The sequence below is a fragment of the Moraxella nasicaprae genome, from assembly GCF_025643275.1.
In the GTDB taxonomy this organism is placed as follows: Bacteria; Pseudomonadota; Gammaproteobacteria; order Pseudomonadales; family Moraxellaceae; genus Moraxella; species Moraxella nasicaprae.
Genome location: NZ_CP089977.1, coordinates 2,077,443 through 2,093,793, shown reverse-complemented (window position 1 = coordinate 2,093,793; position 16,351 = coordinate 2,077,443). Strand labels below are relative to the sequence as shown.

The window sequence follows — 16,351 nt, the reverse complement described above, 5'->3', positions numbered from 1 at the left end:
TATAGAATTAGATATGTTTTTATGGAGAAAACTATGCCTATCTATACAAAAGACAAACTTGAGCAAAATATGTCAAATAAAATTGTTGAGTATGTTGCAGATTTTGTCTCTGATATGAAGCACAAAGAAATGGATTATATCAATAACAGTGATTATAAGTGGATTTATGATGAACAAATCAGACAGTTAGGATTGGATATTCACAAATCCATATTATCATTACAAGCCCATTATCCAAAAACCTATCAATATTTAAATGATTTCCAATTAAATTGCCAATTAACAGTTTATTGGTATGAATTAATTGAGTTAAATTTATCTTTATCAACATTTTTTGAGTTAAACCAAAGAATTTATTTTTTAACTGACCCTAGTGAAGATTATTACCATTGGCTACCAAACTATTTAAAAGATGGTTGGTTAAAGGCATTTGGTGGCGTGTTACTATCTGATAGTGTTAGGTATATTCAAGGGGGAACCATGCTAATCGGAGACCCATATAGCTGTTGGAAACCATTTGATATTTACTTACCCAACTCACGCAAAAAAGCCAAGCAAGCAATTGAAAGTTTGGTTAAAAAAATTCCCTATGCTTTTATTGATATTGAAATTGAAGGTATTGAAAAACAAGAAAAATATCGTACAGATGGTTTTCCCAATCTAAGGGTTATGATAGATTGCTGTAAGCCTGATGAAGACCCAAAAGAATATGATTTAATACTCATGTGTTACTATTATGACCATCGTATGTTTTGGGTAAAAGATGGCGACTTTATTAATGGAATTTATGAAATCAATAACCCACAAGAGATGCTAGATGAATATTTCTTACATGTATTTTCACAAGTTGGAGAGGATTATTCTAGGTTTGATTTTGGTCCTTGGGCTAGTAAGTTATAGTTATATCAGACTCAGCATTGTGCTAGTACACTGCATAACCAACCCCACCAACCACCATCTTTTCGATGGTGGTTTTTTATTCTTGATAAAGCGGTTTAGGGATACATGTCTCTTAGCTTGGGATTCTCATTGACATACGCCTGCACTCTAAAGCACAAATCTTTATAACCTTGCCAGTAATAATCAGCACTCTGTCTTTCGTACATACCCCGATCCCAGATGTCATCCATCCATGGGATAAAGGTGGTGCGTGCCATCAGTTTTAGCGGATGCTCCATGCCTTGTTTTAGGCTGTATTGCACAGATAGTCTGCTTTACATGACACATAAGAACACCGCTCCTCTCCCGTTCTTGTGGGAACCAAACTCTCATTTTTTTAATTTTTTCGCAGTCTTGTCTTGGCATTTCTGCAAGCAAAAGACTTATAATATCTATAAGATGTGGCATAATAAGACGAACAAAATGCTTGTTTATGAACTCAAAAATCAAAGAAATTAGTTAATAATTGATTTTTAATATTATTATAATTTTGAAGTTCGTTACATAAAAGATTAGTTAAATAAGGTATTCATACACACCAACCCGTGATTAAATTTCCTCAAAAATCATACCAATTCCGACTTGAACTATTTTTTGGTATTTGCTAAACTTTCACTAAATCTAAGAAGGAGCTGACAATTTTACAAGGAAGTTAAAATGCTATTTTCAAAATCATCTTTGAATATTGCCATTTCTGCCATTCTTTTATCAATTTCAACATCAAGCATTGCCCAAGTTATCAGCGATCCAAAAGCAGATTCTAATAAAAAACCCATTATTCTTGCAGGAACTCATACTAATGGACAAGCTGTTCCTGTGGTACAGATTCGCACACCTGTTAATGGCATATCTCATAATCAATACGAAAGGTTCAATGTTAATGACATAGGTGTCGTGCTAAACAATGCTCGTGGTAGTACACAGACACAGCTTGCCAATCAGATTGAGGGTAATCCTTTTTTACAACAAGGTTCTGCCCATACCATCATCAATGAAATTAACAGTAGTAAAGCCACCAATATTGCTGGTATTATTGAGGTTGCTGGACAAACAGCCAATGTTATCATTGCCAACCCGTCAGGAATTGTAGTTTCTGGTGCTGGGTTTATTAACACAAATGAGGCAACATTAACAACTGGCACGGTTAGTCATTTGCAGGGCAACATTAGCCATCAAATCAATGCTGGTAAAATTAATATCGGTCAAACAGGTATGTCCGATAGGCATCAAGCCAATTATCTTAATCTATATGCTAAAGCAGTGGAATTAAATGGCAAAATCCATGCCAATGATAGTATTAATGTTGTTGCAGGCTCTAATATTATTACCAATGGACTTTCCACTCCTGTTCAAGCATCATCAAATAAATCTTCCGCTGCCACCATTGCTATTGATACAGGTCAGCTTGGCGGTATGTATGCTGGCAATATTCGTTTGATTGTTACCGATCAGGGCGTTGGTGTCAATAATGCTGGTAGCTTAAACGCCGCTCAGCAAGTCTATGTCAGTAGTGATGGATACATCAAAAACACAGGCAATATACATGCAGATCATCAAATCCTACTAAGTAGCCAAACAGATATTTACCAGTCGGCACAAGGGGTGATGAGCACCAAACAAGGCAATATCCACCTAAATGCTAACAATCAAACTTTGGCAGGCAATGTGACAGGAGGGAGAGACATCCTTTTAACAACAAACAACACCCTTAATCTACATCAAACAAATTTAACTGCCAGCAACATTGAAACCAAAGCCAAGACGCTCAGCGTACAGCAGTCCAATATGACTGCCAGCAATGTCCAGTTAGTTACCAAAGACGCTCTATCTATCGGTAAAAGTAGTATTCGTACAACAGGCAACATCACTGTAGCATCATTAGCTGGCAGTGCACAAATGACTGACAACCAGTTAAATGCAGATGGATCAATCAATCTCTACACACACCAAAATCAAACGCTGACTAACAGTAATTTAACTGCACACAAAAACATCTCTATTGAGTCTAGAAAAGACCTAGTTTGGCAAAACACGACTGCCAATGCCGATCATCATTTAACGCTTTATACCACAGGCGATCAAAATATAGGTGGTAATTTAAGTGCTAAGGGTATCTTAAGTAGCGTTTCACTTGGTTTGCATACGATTACAGGATCGACCAATCTGACGGCTGGTGCAATTTTATTAAAAACCAAAAAGCTGTCCATCAAGCCGCAGGGTCAATTATTTGCTAATGCAACCAAAACACAGCTGTTAACCAAAAATCCGCAAACTACGACACTAAGTGGCGACTTATCTATTATTAGCGAGCAAGCATTGCACATTCGACCTCAGACACATCAATTATCTGCTGATGGAGATTTATGGCTACAGTCCCAAAATGGCAACATTGATTTAATCGGTCATGAAGGCACTAAGGGTATTGGCTCAGGTCAATTAGCACAACTTACTCCAAAAGGAAATTTGACCATATCCGCACAAGAGATTGTTTTACAAGGGGCAAATATTACAGGTAAAAATATCCATCTAAATGCTGGGAAGGGCTCCGTTCTGGTTGATGCTCTAAGCAATCGCCTAGATGGTCAAGCATTGCCCATACATACGATTGACAATATAGAAAAACAGCTCAAACAAGCCAAGCAAGCATTAGCAATCTTTCAAAAATCTGACGCATATCAGTCTTATCGACAATTGCAGACTCAGATTAATTCTCTGCAATTTCAGCTAGCTTTGCATCATAGTCAAAGACAGGCATTAAGCAATCCTGCCACGCCATCTCTACCAGAAAACAGCAGATCGCTTGGCGACACTCTCTTACCTCCCCCACCGCCTCCCCCACCATCAGGGATTAGATTTCGTTCAGCATCACCCACTTCGCCGGCAGATCCAAAGACTGTGGCTGACTATGACCGACTAATTAACCAAACCAACGCCAAAATCAACGAATTAGAATCGGTATTATCTAAGCATTTGCCTGCCAAATCAAAAGAGGAGGCTTTGCAAGCTGATGTATCAAGATTGACTGACCAACTGGCTGACTTGAAAAGAAATCCAATCGGTACAGAATATCAGCCCTCCACCCTGACAGCACAAAACAATATCAGCATGAATGCTGCTCAAGGCATTCTAATCCGTTCATCGAACTTGACCGCTGCCAATAACATCACTTTGCAAGCACAGGGTACATTAACTGACAAATACCACAAAAACGACCAAAACATCACCGCCAGCATCCTAGTCGATGGCTCACACAACATCTATGAAATGGGCAAGGAAAACTCCTCTTATTATCGCAACCATGCTTTGTTTGTGCCAAGTCAAATCACAGCCAGTAATGTCAGCCTATCTGCCACCAAGACCAATCAAGCAGGGCAGCCAGTCCATTTGGTTGTACAAGCTGGCAACATTGATGCTAAGTCTAACCTAACCATCGCTGCTAATCATCATTTACTCGTTGACCATGCCATCAATTATACCCATCGCTACGATGAAAGTAGCAGCAAAAAAGGCAGTGCACTCAATCGCAAAACCATCAATGTTCAAACCCAAGATGAGTATTCCACCGCCCTACCGACTTCTTTGGCTGCCCATCATATCTCATTAACCGCTCAAGGTCATCAAAGTAATGCTGACTTTTATGCCACCAAAATGAGTACGACAGGCAATATCAGTGTCTTTGCTACAGGTGCAATCAATCTATTTAGCGTCAATGATGTGCATGAGCATCATCAAGATACTCAGGTCAAAAGACGCATCTTGGGCGTTAAAGCAGGCAATGCAACAACCAATCATCACAAATTGCAAATTACTGCCCTGCCCGCCTCTTTGACCGCTCGTTATATCAATACCAAATCTCTTGGCGACACCACCCTACAAGGCAGTATATTTAGCTATCTGTCTGGTGCAAATATTGAAGCAGGCGGCAAAGTTCATCTACTTCCAGCGATTAGCACTCTCAATATAAGCACCACCTCACAAGCCAATGAAGTCTTTTGGCAACGAATGCAAGATAAAGGACAATATACTCAAACAGCTGTTTTACCCAGCTTTACAGGTAGTACACCGCCTAGTTTTGTTGCCGATGGCGGTCTTGTGGTACAAATCCCTATCAGCGAAAAAGATGTCCAAAGAAAAGTCATCAAGGAACAAATCCTTGAACTTGCCAAACAGCCCGAATACAGCTATCTAAATTCGCTCATCCAGCAAAACAACATCGACTGGCAGACCCTTATTCTCACTCAAAAAGAATGGAACTACCAGCAAGCAGGTCTTACTCCAGCAGGGGCTGCCATCTTAACCATTGCCATGGGAATGGCAACAGGCGGTATTGCACCGATTAACGGTACTTTATTGGGCAGTCATACCCTGACAGCGATGGCAAATACCGCTCTTAGCACCCTTGCCGAACAAGCCACCATCAGCCTAATCAATAATCAAGGCAACATCAAAGCCGCCATCAAGCAGCTTGGCAATAAAGACAATGCCAAACAGCTTGCCTTTGCCATCGCCAGTGCTGGTATCAGCAATAAGATTGATAAAGGACTAAACATACAAGGCATTGACCAAACCCAGTTAAGTCTTAATGACAGATTCATCAAAGGCATTGCCCAAAGTACTTCAAAAAGCCTACTACAATCTGCCATCTATGGCACAGACTTAGAAGACAACCTAAAAACCAATCTTGGTAATCAACTGATTGCCCTATCACATCAACAAGCCTTTGCTCATTTGGTTAAACCCATTGATACAGATGGCAACATTAACAACATCGCCCACAAACTTGCCGCAGGACTCACAGGCTGTCTATCTGCCAAAGCACAAGGATCAACTTGCCAAGCAGGTGCCTTAGGTGCTAGTATGGCAGAAATCTGGGCAGATTGGCAAATAGATGACCCCACTACCCTAACAGACTCTCAAAGACAAAGTATCATCAACCAAGCCAAACTCATCGCAGGGACAGTAGCAGCCCTAGCAGAAGAAGATGTGAATATGGCAGTGCAGATGGCTGAGGAGGTGGTGAGATGGAATGGGGCTTATTATAATAAAATTAGAGCAAATGCACCAAAAGCCAATCAGGAAGAAGCAAATAGATTGGCAGCCCTAATAAATACAGGAAGATTGGAGATGATGATGCCCGCCGCGAAAAATCTCGCCTATTTATGCAATAAATATCTTTTTGGTTTTGTTGCACTATGTGCAAGATAATTTCATTTTTACAATTACCCCATAAAAAATGCCCCAATCTTACTTGGGGCATTTACTTTTTTATCTTACTTGGTTATTGCAAAAATTTGATAACCTCCACCAGTTTATCCTCAATGTGGCGAATGACCAGCTTTTCGGCTTGGCTTTGTTTTTCAAAATCAAGGTTGATTTGATGTTCTGCCAATTTGTCTTTAATGAGCTTAAAGTAGATATCAATCATCGTGGTGTCGGTTGGTTTTTGGATGGTTTCATCTTGCTTGGTGCTTACCTGAGCAATCAAGGCGTATTTCTTTAAGCAAACATTCAATTCATCAAGGTTCTGGATTTCAAAGTTTTCAATGACTTCATTGCACTCATCATCTTCCCAAACCGTCAAAAACACCTGCTTGTCAGTAACTTTGCCAATAATCAAATAACAATTGACACCCCGAAACCAAAGTACGCCATCGTCCATCTCGCAGTCAAAATCTACCACACCATACTCTTGGACAAAACTTGAAACCGTTTGAATGTCTAACATTACATTTACCTTTAACTTGTTAATTTATAAGGCACATACTGCCGTACTCATAGAGCGTAGTCCAGTCTTTTTGTAATGAATTTTCACTTTTTAAAACTTAACCAAAATATTGTCTTCATAGCCAATTTGTGCGTTAATGCGAGCATTGACAACAATCCGCTCAAAGCCCCCAACCCTTTGCCAAGTGGGTGGCTCGTACTGCTCCACATAAGCCATATAATCCATCAACTCGCTTTTGGTGGAGCTAAAAAAGATAAAGGGTGGACGCACAAACTGCATAAGCCGTAAAAACTTCGTCATGCCAAAATAGCCGTGCTTGGCATACGCCCCCTGTGCGGTGCAAACATAAGGCGGGTCAAGCAGAAGCAAGCAATTTGGGGTGTCTTGGTATTTTTGTAACAGCTTTTCAAAATCTAGGCATTCAATGATAAGACCTTCCAGATAGCCATCTGCGGTGTCGTAGTCAGTTTTGACAATACGGTTATAAAAGGTGGACTCTGCCAAAAACTCATCAAGATTGCCCACTTGTCGTCCGCTAAACAACAACCAACCTGCCAAGGTTTGCACATCAACAAAAGTCCCGTTGTCGGCACTTTTACGGATATGGTCTAGGGCTTTGGCTTTGGTGGTGTTTGATAATTTGGCACTTCTTGGCTCGTCTTTTAAGATTTCAAACAGCTCTTGGCGTAAGCGATTGGTGGTGGGAATATGAGCCAAACGCTCAGCATAGCCGTCAAAGTCGTTATAAATGACGTTGGCTTTGGGCAAGATACGCTTGACATTGTGAGCAAGCAGTCCAGAACCGCCAAAGACATCAAGCACCGTAAAGCCCTCTCCATCATTTGAGACATTATCTTTTAAGATTTTTTCAAAGTGCCTTAAAAACATTCGCTTTTGCCCTGTAAATGGCAAAGGGGCGGTTTTGTAATGTTTGTTAGAAAGTGAATTGAGTGTCATAAACTTATCCTTTTAAAGTTAAAGGCGTTCAAGACACTCAAAATGGTTGAAATGCTGGTTCAATTATGGGTTAAAAGACGTCATCAAGTGGCTTGCGATAAACTGTGCGACTTGCGGACAGACGGCGTTTCCCGCAGTCCTAGCCTCACAAGCGTTGGTCTCATCCAATCCTTTGCAAAGCCCATCATCGACAGTCGTTCGCTCCCTGACAGCCATCTGATGCCGTCCATTTGGCACAGCGATGATATCAGCACAATTGATGTTGATGGCGGATGAGCCGACCCCTGCCAGTAGCGTATGGTGTGCGTCCGCCCAGCACGATTGCGATTCAGTCTTGCCAGAAATGCGTTCCACTGACCCCAAGTCAGCCATAAGGCTAAATGGTGGGTATTCTCCAAGACCTGCAACCAAGAATACTCTACGGCGTTTTTGGGGGACTCCGAAATAACGGCTGTCCAGCACTCGCCAAAATCCCACATACCCGCATTGGGCAAGCGTTTCAATGACTGTTTGTAGGTCTTTGCCATCGTTGGAATTGATGAGACCTGTGACATTTTCAAGCACGACAAATCTTGGCTTAATTGCTTGGATAATACCGATAGCATCAAAGAACAAGCCTGTCCGCTGTCCGTGAAGTCCTGCTCGTTTGCCTGCCATGGAGACATGACATCGACACTTCCGCCATTTGGCAGGGCTTGGATTTTGGGCAAGCAGTTTCTAACATCGTCAAACTGGGTGGCGTGGGGGAAACGGTCTGATAACACCGCTTTGCAAATGGGGTCAATTTCCACTTGCCAGCTGGTGTAAAAACCTGCGTTTTCAAATCCCAAGTCAAATCCGCCAATGCCAGCAAAGAGACTGCCGACACTGGGTTTTGATTTTGGGTATTGTTTGGGGTTAGGGGTGGATTGGGTTGGTTGGGGGTTGTTTTGAGCATTCATAGGTTTCCTTATTTAAAGGGTTATGATGCTCGTGGCATTCTTTGGTTTGCGTGTTAATTTGATTTAAAGTTTTGCATCTTGGGCATTTGATGGCAAAATTGCCCGTGCCAATGGCTAAAAGTTTTTTGCAATTTGTGCAACGCTGTTTCATTTTTTGCGTAATCCTATGGATTTTGTGGTAAAATAACACCGCTTAGCTAAGCAGGCGGTTCTTTGGGCTTACGCACTCACACTGCGTGGCTGGTATGGCGGTGGTCGCACACCGTCATACCGACCGTCTTTTCTTTTTTTATCGTTTAATCTAAATCATCTTAACCTCCTTGCAAGCCTTGCAAATACACAGTTTTGCCGTTTCGTTTGGTGGCGGTTAAGATTTGATTTCTTTGACCTTTGCCGTCTTTTTTAAAGCCCAAATGCACCCATGCTCCATCACCTCTTTCTGGAAATTCCAAAATCAGCTGATCAAAGGCAATCAAGCCCTTATCACGCATCTCAATGATTTCTTTGGCAAATGCCCTTGATGTAAAGCCTGTAGCATCACAATCCGCCGCCAGTCCAAAGCGATGAGCGGAAGTTTTTGAACCACCAACCAGTTTATTAACCCTTTCGCTACGAAAGCAAGAAGTTACGATGATGGCGATGGGCTTTTGGTATTTGTCATTTAAATAAGCACGCACCTTTTCAAGCTGATGAGCGGTATAAGTGATGTTGGCAAGATCGCTTTGGCTTGGGATGTTTGCAACTCCATGCCGTCTGGCAGTTTCGCTTCTTGTCAGCTCACGATAGCTAAAATGTGGCGTGATTTGGGTTGGGTAGTTACTTGGATTTGGCATTGATTTCTCCTAAATAAGAACAAAATTAGTTATCCAAAATGGATAAATGGCGAACAATCTCGGCAAGCTGATTGGGGCTAAACCGAAAGCCTTGATTTGACCCAAAAATGGCGTTGTAGCACCACTCAGAACAAAAGAATTTATCTGCGTTCTGTGGTAGTCCCGCCACACAGCCCAACGCCCCCAAAAGGTCATAATCCGAGCCGTGATTTTGTCGGTAATAGCGGGTAATTTGTTCGGGCGAAATGCCACCAAGGGCGATTAAGTCCCATTTGTCAGGATTTAAGGGCATTATCTTGGTACGCACACCACCTTCACGCACGCTTGATGAATAGCATTGGTAACGACCGTCAGGCAAGGCGATGGCAATCTCGGTGTGGCTGTATTTGCCACGAGTAAAAAAGCGGGTAATGCCATCACATAGGCGGTGGGTCAATTTGTCGCCACGCCCACGATAGCAAGCTAAATAGACTTTATTCATCGCTTGCTCCTTGTTTGTCAGTTGGGTCATAAATGGCTGTCCAACCCTTTGAATAATCGTATTCTAGGGGATTTTGTGCCTGTAACATTGCCAAACGGTGCTTTTCAGCATTAGCAAAATCAGCTTGCTCGGCGGTCAAAATCGTCATCGCAAGCTCGGTCAATAACGCCTTATCCAATTTGACAAAGCTGTTATCCATCGTTTTCCACATTAAATCAGGCGGTAGCTGTGGCAAGATTTGCAATGCCAAATACTGTGTGCGAGAACTATCATCGGTATGAAACCACTTTTTGACCGATTTGACATAAACCCCGCCACGAGTGATGGTGTGACGTTTTTGTTTGATGGCTTCCCAGATTTGGGATTGGTGTTGGACTTTAAGCTCTTCTGTCGTTAATTGAGCCGGGCTGATGATTGTGATTTTTCCATCAACAAGCCAAATTTCATCCCCTTGTTGTAAAGGATTTTTGTACAGTTGATAGCTTTCTTGGCGACTTGCTAAGTCTTCTGCGTTTGGCTCAAAGTCGCACTGACCGATATTTTTACCATCTTTATTAAAAATGTAATACATTATTTCACTCCAATGATGATGTAGTTAGCCTTACTGTTCACAACAGATGATGAGCCAGAATGTCCACCTAGATAAGTCCTAGCTGTTACCACACGACCTTCCGTAAAGCATTCTTGGCGATAATGTAAATGATACCCTCCTTCGTTAATATCCCATGTTGTTCGAGTTGGATTGTCATCATTCATTGAAACCATCCACTTGCATTGATTTTCATTAAATCCTGCTGGTAGTGGAATGGTGCCACCATGTTCGATAGTACCAGTCATAACAACCACTTTGCCACTCACGGATTGCACAGTTGTTGCCAAACTCACATTCCCCGACCCATCAAAATTGACATTGCCAGTTACCGCTCCTGTTAGGGCGATGTTACGGGCGGTGGCAAGTTTGGTGGCGGTGGGCGAGTTGCTATCACGGGTAACAATGAGCTTACCAGCAGTGTCTGATGATACGCTGATGCCGTTTGTGCCTGTGATTTGCGTACTTGAGCCAACAGACGCAGTTTGACCTACGCCGCTTGCCACAATGTTTAGAAATGTATTAGTGTTCGTGGTGGCGGTGTTGGTTGTCCCTGTGGCGGTGGTGGCGGTTACAAGTCCGTGCGTTTGGGTTAAGCCTGCGGTAACTCGTCCTTTTGCGTCCACCGTTACTGAGTTATAGGAGCCTGCCGTAACACCACTGTTTGCAAGCGTTAAGGCACCTGTGGCATTTTGTGAGCCGTCAAAATTGACATTCCACGAGCCATCGCCAGTCATTGCGATATTGCGGGCGGTTTGGAGCTTGGTGGCAGAGGCGACATTGCTTGTGGTGGTAGCAAGGTTATTTGGCTTGCCTCGTATGGCGTCCCATGTGTTTGATAGCTCCGTCCACGCATTCCAGCCTGTTTGAGCATTGTTTCTTGAGCGCTCAAACTGACGATGAGTGGCAAATGTAGTAAATCTTTGGCGAAGTCCGTAAGTGCCAGGCATAACTTCCAATGTGCCAGCTTCATTAGGTACAGGATAATTTCTCTCAGTCAGTGATTGATTGTTTGCCCCTTGTCCATAAATACCCCATTTGGTAATGCTATCCAAATCTTCAGTACTGATTTGCCTAACATCATAATCGGTAATATTAGCGATGGTATGTGTATGGCTTGATGGCGTAAAAGTGCTGGGCTTGCTATCAATCTCATTCCAATTATGGCGGTGGCTTGTCAAAGCGTTATTGACAGCCGTAATCTTCTCATCAAGCACCTTACCTTGTAAGGCGGTCAAAGCCTTGGCGGTAGAAGCATCAGTCAAACTATTGGCAAGTGTTTGCCCTAAAATGAGCTTGCCAGCCGTGTCTGATGAGACGGTAATACCATTTGTACCTGTGATTTGGGTGGATGAACCAACAGACGCAGTTTGACCCACGCCACTTGCAACAATGTTAAGAAAGGTGTTGCCGTTACCTGTGGCGACATTGGCTGTCCCTTGTGCGGTAGTGGCGGTTACCAGTCCGTGCGTTTGGGTTAAGCCTGCTGTTACTCGTCCTTTGGCATCTACTGTAACCGAGTTATAAGAGCCTGCCGTAACACCGCTGTTTGCAAGCGTTAAGGCACCTGTGGCATTTTGTGAGCCGTCAAAATTGACATTCCACGAGCCGTCCCTGTCATTGCAATATTGCGAGCGGTGGCAAGTTTGCTTGCTGATACCGCATTTTCAGTTTTGCCAAGTTTGCCACTATTGACCACCCCAATCTGCCTTGCTAGCTCATTTTTTAGCCACAGTGTGCGGTTGGCGAGTTGTCTTGGAGCTCTATTATCAATACCATTTTCTCCGCCCATCACAGGGTCAGAAGTTTCAAGCTGATAAATACCAGCTTCCCAAGTGGGTGTTTCTTGCAAGTTTGCCATAATCTTTTCCTTACAAATTAAAGTCGTTTAAGCCGTGCCACGAGTGTATCTGCCGTCTCGGATAATTTTGCCATTGTGCCGAATGCTTGCCTGTGTAAAATCAAGGGCGGACAAAATACAGCGAGCAGGGGCAAACGCGGACAAAGTCTTTCTAAGTAGGTTCGCCTGTTCAAGGGTAATAGGTTCGTGAATGATGATGCGATAATACGCCCAGCGGTCAGAATGCCCATAGTTATAGACGCCATCTCGCCTTGTGATTTCGCCATTATGTCGTTTGCCACCAAAGCCCTCTTCAAGCGTGGCATTACCAAAGCCAAGCCGTCTGACGATTTCCTTAACCGCCCACGGTGTACCTTTGAAGCGGTGCAGGTCATACGCTCCTTTAATAAGATTTCGCCTTGCTTCATCGCTTTCGGCAAGCCAATAGCCGTCCACTCCAGCGACACTCATACTCTCTGCCAAAATTGGTAAATGCTCACTGTCTACCAAATCAATCAAGCGAATAAGGAGCTTATCTATTGGCAACTCATCAAGGGCAAGCCCCAAATCCGCCAAAGCTGTAAAGGTTTGCTCTTTGGCAATCACATCGGCATAAATGAGCTTATCCATCGGTTTGCCCCACAATACGGATATTGATGTGATTGCAAATGGCAACCGTATCAGGGGCAATGGCGGTCAAGGTAGGGCTAATGAGCTTAACATCATAAACGCCCGCCACTTGCAAGGTTTTGGCGATGTTTAGGGGAACGACATCTTGCCCAAGTCGGCTTTGTGCCTCTTTTTGATAAACATCAAATGCACTTTTGGCATTTGCCAAGACTTCATCAGCATTTACCCCTGTAAAGACGGTCAGCTCGGCATTTAGGGTAAAATTAACCACTTTTGCAGAATTTACGGTAACGGTATCACATAGGGGGCGTACCTTTTCGTCATTCAACGCCTTATTTACTTCACGAATCAGATTGTCCGAAACTGGCATAGTCTTGCCAAGCAAGTACACCGCCACCGTCCCGCCAATCGGCTGTCCTTGACGGTCTATGGCATTACCTACATAGACATCAATAATCTCTTGGCTGACCGAGCGGACAAAATAAGCATACGCTCCTTTTGAGCCTGCATTACTAAAACGCTCAAAAGCAAGCATAATCCGCTCTCGGTAGCTGTCATCGCTCTCTACATCAGTCCCATTTTGGCTGATGGTGATGTTTTTGGCTGATACGCTAATGGTGGGGTGTGGGCGAGTTGCCAGCGTGCCAATTTGCCCCACCGCATAGCCATTGCCAACTGCACCTGTTTGAGTGCAAACGGCATTTAGGCGGATACTTGGACTGTTTTGATTAAGCTGTCCACCCTCTGTGGTAGCAAAGGTAACATTGCCCGCCAAGACTTGTGTGCCCTTGGCGATTTGAATGGTTAAATTGCCAATTTCAGAAGGATTAACGCTAAATTCCAAAACAGTATCCGCAGGCTGTGCGGACAGGCGATGTGTGCCAAAATCCGCCCCAGCGACATCAAGCATTAAGCCTGTGGCATAGGGGATATGTTGCTGGCGGTAGGCTTCGTTAAGCTGTTTTCGTAGCAATAACTCACGATAAGCAAAGGCATTGATGAGAAGGCGTTCAATATGAGCAGGTTGTAGCACTTTGCCTGCTCGGTGTTCGTAGTCTTTGATTGTCTCACTTAAAATCGTGCCGATGTCATCGTCCACGATTTTTAAGTTTTCTCGTTTTGGTAGTTTCACGCTCGCCCCTACAAGATAAATTCGCTTTTATAAATCTCGCCTTTGACACTATCCGCCACTTGCCAATCAATCATCATCGTCAAATGTGGTGCTTGCCCTGTAAAATAAATGTCTTTGATGATGGCTCGCTTTTCCCAAGTTTGCAGTGCCAGATGAATCTCACGCACCACATTAGGAATTAAAATATCAGTTGGTGCGTCCAAATAATCCAAATGAGCCGAGCCAAAGGTCGGTCGCAAGACATCAGAGCCTTTTTTGGTGGCCAAAATAATCTCGATACAGCGATGAATGTCATCAATATCCGTGATTGCCGTGCTGTCAGATGATAATTGCCAATGGCGGTGGTTGGTGGTTGTCATTTTGACCTACAAAAAAATACACCCAAAGTGATTGGGTGTATTGTAGGGGGTTTTGGAGTTTGGGTCTTTTAAAGGGTTTTAAGAAAAATCCGTATGTTAAAGGTGTGTTAAGGTGTGCCAGTTCTGCTATTGCCACCAGCGACACCGCCGTGCGTATGCGATTTTAGGCTGACCCCACCGCCCACCACATCTATGCTTGCGGTAAGTTTCCCTGTTACCTGTACATTGCCTGTGATGATGGTGCTTGGAGTGTCAAGCGTTACTTGTTTTGCTTTTATCAGTACATCACCACTCGTTTCTACGATGATTTGTCCGTTTTGGCGGTTGTGGCTGATGACGGTGTCATTACTAAATCGCTTGACCCATAGCTCACCGTTATCGGTTGGTGGGGTATCTTGGTCATTATAAATCACGCCAAGTGCCACACCGCCATCGCCACCCGCATTCATCAGGCACACGGCGGTCGCCCCCACATCGGGCAAGGTATAGAATTGATTGCCACCTGCCCCCATCGAGATGACAGGAAGCCAGTCGCTTGTCATACTATCCAAGGCATTGAAATTTACTTTCACTTTGTGTGTCTTTGGGTCAATTTCACTCACTTCGCCAAATTGGAGCGTAGCGGATAGGTTATTGTGGGCGTAGTTCATTGAGTGTTTTCCTGTGTTTTGTTGTCTTTTGGGTCAATGTATTCAAGCATTTTAATCTCAATCGTGGTTAAAAAGCCTTGGTTATTTAGGGTATGGCGAGCCTGTTTTACCAAGTATTTACCGCTAAATTTACCAAAGTCAGTTACTAGAATTGTCTGACCTGCCACCAGCATGGCATTACCAACCAATTCAATCTCCCCTGCAATTTGCTCGTCCGCTTGGTTTTGTGCGTGGGCATTTGCCATTGCTTGTGCTTCGCCGTCTGTGGCATTGTTGGGGGCGGTGATTTTTAGGGTGTCGGTGGTGGTAGGTTTCGCCCCTTTTCTTTTGGGTTTGGGCTTGGCGGTTTTGGTAATGGTTTCTTTCTTTTGAGTGTTGTAGGTGGAAACCTGTACTTCGCTTGGTGTGTCTTTGATGACATCACGAAAACGCACATCAATGACAGATGTTTTATCCAGTACCGCCACCGCTTCATTTTCGCCCAGTTTTTCATTGTCATAAAAGACCAGCGTTTTATCCACAATCTTAAAACTATGCCCGTAAGTTTTGGCAAGTCGGGTCAAAAACTCCACATCTCGCTCTTGATACTGGGTTACAGTGGTGATTTTGATGTCTCTGATTTGCCCAGTTACCGACAGATTTAGGCGTTTTGCCACCGTGCGGACAATGTCGGCAAGCGTGGTGTCTTTATAGACTTTGGCTTGATTGGTGCGGTTTGCCTTGCTAATGCCTGTGGAGAGTGCCTTTAACACCACGACAGACGGTGGATAGCGGTATTCAATCTCGCCAATCTCAAACCGCCCAAGCGACATCAGCTCGCCCATATCGTCCGCCAAAGACAGCTCCACGCCATCGCCATTGTCAGGATACCAGTCATACAGCCAGTCGCCATTCACATCTTCAAGGGTCAGCGTGATTTCGTCCGATTGGTCAGACAGATAGTCCGTATAAGTGATTTCCAGTAGGTATGGCGTAATGGCGTTTGTGATGTCTTTTTGCTCATAGATAACAGCAAATTTGGGCTTGTCAGTATTTTGTATCATTGTTAATCTCTAAACCAAGGTGGCAAATTGGTATTTTTGGCTTGCGATTTTTGAATAATCGGCACAAAGACAGTTGTGCCTGCGGTCAAGGTCTCAGATAAGGCAAGCTGTGGATTGGCGTCCATAATACGCCCAATCTCATCAATTGTGCCATAATAGCGATGGGCGATTAAATCAAAGCGGTCGTGTTCATTGCAGGTGTGGATTAGTACGCTACTCATTTTTTAAACAA

18 protein-coding genes and 1 pseudogene are annotated in these 16,351 nt (G+C 43.5%); 2 read left to right on the top strand and 17 right to left on the bottom strand.

Annotated elements, in window-relative coordinates:
* Nucleotides 1-33 precede the first annotated feature (33 nt).
* The gene (locus LU297_RS09970) at nt 34-900 is read left to right on the top strand and encodes a hypothetical protein (protein WP_263076372.1); all 867 of its coding nucleotides are present in this window, start codon (nt 34-36) and stop codon (nt 898-900) included.
* A 95-nt stretch (nt 901-995) separates the two neighbouring features.
* On the opposite strand, the gene LU297_RS09965 is transcribed toward LU297_RS09970, so the two are convergent.
* Nucleotides 996-1,202, bottom strand: coding sequence for a hypothetical protein (locus LU297_RS09965; protein WP_263076370.1), 207 nt, complete (start codon nt 1,200-1,202; stop codon nt 996-998).
* A 394-nt stretch (nt 1,203-1,596) separates the two neighbouring features.
* On the opposite strand from LU297_RS09965, the gene LU297_RS09960 reads away from it, so the two are divergent.
* Nucleotides 1,597-6,144 carry a two-partner secretion domain-containing protein gene (locus LU297_RS09960; RefSeq protein WP_263076369.1) on the top strand — a complete coding sequence of 1,516 codons (4,548 nt, stop codon included), beginning with the start codon at nt 1,597-1,599 and terminating at the stop codon, nt 6,142-6,144.
* Nucleotides 6,145-6,217: 73 nt separating this feature from the next.
* Here LU297_RS09960 and LU297_RS09955 read toward each other — a convergent pair whose 3' ends face one another.
* From LU297_RS09955 to LU297_RS09885, 16 genes and pseudogenes are all read right to left on the bottom strand, one after another.
* Nucleotides 6,218-6,664: a hypothetical protein gene (locus tag LU297_RS09955; RefSeq protein WP_263076368.1), complete on the bottom strand. Its 447-nt coding sequence runs from the start codon at nt 6,662-6,664 to the stop codon at nt 6,218-6,220.
* A gap of 90 nt (nt 6,665-6,754) precedes the next feature.
* Nucleotides 6,755-7,621 carry a DNA adenine methylase gene (locus LU297_RS09950; RefSeq protein ID WP_263076367.1) on the bottom strand — a complete coding sequence of 289 codons (867 nt, stop codon included), beginning with the start codon at nt 7,619-7,621 and terminating at the stop codon, nt 6,755-6,757.
* Nucleotides 7,622-7,684: 63 nt separating this feature from the next.
* The gene (locus LU297_RS10130; RefSeq protein WP_432806293.1) at nt 7,685-8,278 is read right to left on the bottom strand and encodes a DNA cytosine methyltransferase; all 594 of its coding nucleotides are present in this window, start codon (nt 8,276-8,278) and stop codon (nt 7,685-7,687) included.
* 86 nt (nt 8,279-8,364) lie between these two features.
* Nucleotides 8,365-8,562, bottom strand: a pseudogene (locus LU297_RS10125) (DNA cytosine methyltransferase); the annotation flags it as partial.
* Nucleotides 8,519-8,713, bottom strand: coding sequence for a zinc finger domain-containing protein (locus LU297_RS10120; RefSeq protein WP_079326774.1), 195 nt, complete (start codon nt 8,711-8,713; stop codon nt 8,519-8,521). The gene LU297_RS10120 and the pseudogene LU297_RS10125, both read right to left, overlap by 44 nt.
* A 160-nt stretch (nt 8,714-8,873) precedes the next feature.
* Nucleotides 8,874-9,395, bottom strand: a complete 522-nt coding sequence (locus LU297_RS09935) for a D-Ala-D-Ala carboxypeptidase family metallohydrolase (RefSeq protein ID WP_263076363.1) — start codon at nt 9,393-9,395, stop codon at nt 8,874-8,876.
* Nucleotides 9,396-9,420: 25 nt separating this feature from the next.
* Nucleotides 9,421-9,876, bottom strand: coding sequence for an enoyl-CoA hydratase (locus LU297_RS09930; RefSeq protein ID WP_263076362.1), 456 nt, complete (start codon nt 9,874-9,876; stop codon nt 9,421-9,423).
* Nucleotides 9,869-10,447, bottom strand: coding sequence for a DUF4376 domain-containing protein (locus LU297_RS09925; RefSeq protein WP_263076361.1), 579 nt, complete (start codon nt 10,445-10,447; stop codon nt 9,869-9,871). Before LU297_RS09925 ends, LU297_RS09930 begins: the two co-directional genes overlap by 8 nt.
* On the bottom strand, nt 10,447-11,844 hold the full coding sequence (locus LU297_RS09920) for a pyocin knob domain-containing protein (protein WP_263076360.1): 1,398 nt from the start codon (nt 11,842-11,844) through the stop codon (nt 10,447-10,449). Before LU297_RS09920 ends, LU297_RS09925 begins: the two co-directional genes overlap by 1 nt.
* Nucleotides 11,845-12,023: 179 nt before the next feature.
* Nucleotides 12,024-12,326 carry a hypothetical protein gene (locus LU297_RS09915; protein WP_263076358.1) on the bottom strand — a complete coding sequence of 101 codons (303 nt, stop codon included), beginning with the start codon at nt 12,324-12,326 and terminating at the stop codon, nt 12,024-12,026.
* Between the two features lie 27 nt (nt 12,327-12,353).
* The gene (locus LU297_RS09910) at nt 12,354-12,935 is read right to left on the bottom strand and encodes a phage tail protein (RefSeq protein WP_263076356.1); all 582 of its coding nucleotides are present in this window, start codon (nt 12,933-12,935) and stop codon (nt 12,354-12,356) included.
* Nucleotides 12,928-14,067: a baseplate assembly protein gene (locus LU297_RS09905; RefSeq protein WP_263076355.1), complete on the bottom strand. Its 1,140-nt coding sequence runs from the start codon at nt 14,065-14,067 to the stop codon at nt 12,928-12,930. The genes LU297_RS09910 and LU297_RS09905 overlap by 8 nt, the downstream gene beginning before the upstream one ends.
* Nucleotides 14,068-14,075: 8 nt before the next feature.
* Nucleotides 14,076-14,426: a GPW/gp25 family protein gene (locus LU297_RS09900; protein WP_263076354.1), complete on the bottom strand. Its 351-nt coding sequence runs from the start codon at nt 14,424-14,426 to the stop codon at nt 14,076-14,078.
* Between the two features lie 107 nt (nt 14,427-14,533).
* Complete coding sequence (locus tag LU297_RS09895) at nt 14,534-15,076, bottom strand: phage baseplate assembly protein V (protein WP_263076353.1); 543 nt, start codon at nt 15,074-15,076, stop codon at nt 14,534-14,536.
* Nucleotides 15,073-16,119, bottom strand: a complete 1,047-nt coding sequence (locus tag LU297_RS09890; protein ID WP_263076352.1) for a phage late control D family protein — start codon at nt 16,117-16,119, stop codon at nt 15,073-15,075. The genes LU297_RS09895 and LU297_RS09890 overlap by 4 nt, the downstream gene beginning before the upstream one ends.
* A 2-nt stretch (nt 16,120-16,121) precedes the next feature.
* Complete coding sequence (locus LU297_RS09885; protein ID WP_263076350.1) at nt 16,122-16,340, bottom strand: tail protein X; 219 nt, start codon at nt 16,338-16,340, stop codon at nt 16,122-16,124.
* Between the last annotated feature and the right edge of the window lie 11 nt (nt 16,341-16,351).